Origin of the sequence: Kitasatospora sp. MY 5-36, from assembly GCF_001182915.1 — a bacterium.
Classification (GTDB): domain Bacteria; phylum Actinomycetota; class Actinomycetes; order Streptomycetales; family Streptomycetaceae; genus Kitasatospora.
Genome location: NZ_LFVW01001437.1, coordinates 1 through 547, shown reverse-complemented (window position 1 = coordinate 547; position 547 = coordinate 1). Strand labels below are relative to the sequence as shown.

1 protein-coding gene is annotated in these 547 nt (G+C 77.7%); it reads right to left on the bottom strand.

Annotation, left to right across the window (positions count from 1 at the left end; genetic code table 11):
• Nucleotides 1-547 (bottom strand): KR domain-containing protein (locus tag AE652_RS42825; protein ID WP_049661815.1); only part of this gene is annotated, 547 nt, incomplete at both ends.

The following is a 547-nucleotide window of genomic DNA, read 5'->3' as shown; positions in this document are numbered from 1 at the left end:
CGCGCCGCGCGGCCGGCCGGACCAGCGCGCGCAGCAGGTGCGGCACTGGGGTCCGCCCGCGCAGCACCGCGAGGTCGAGTGCGGCCGGCACCACCAGCGGGGCGGGGACGGCCAGCGCCTCGTCGAACAGGGCGAGCCCGTCCCGCTCGGACAGCGGCACCGTGCCGCCCCGGCTCATCCGCTCCAGCTCGGCCTCGCCCAGGTGACCGGTCATGCCGCTGGGCTGCGCCCACAGACCCCAGGCCAGTGACTGCGCGGGCCGCCCGGCCGCCCGGCGGCGCGCCGCGAGCGAGTCCAGGTAGGCGTTGGCGGCGGCGTAGTTGCCCTGGCCGGGGCTGCTGAAGGTGGCGGCGGCGGAGGAGAACAGGACGAAGGCGGCCAGGTCGAGCTCCGCGGTCAGCTCGTCCAGGTGCGCGGCGGCGTCGAGCTTGGGCCGCAGCACCCGGGCGAGGGCCTCGGGCGTCAGGGTCTCGACCACGGCGTCGTCGAGGACGCCGGCGGTGTGGATGACGGCGGTGAGGGGGTGGTCGGTGGGGATGTCGGCGAG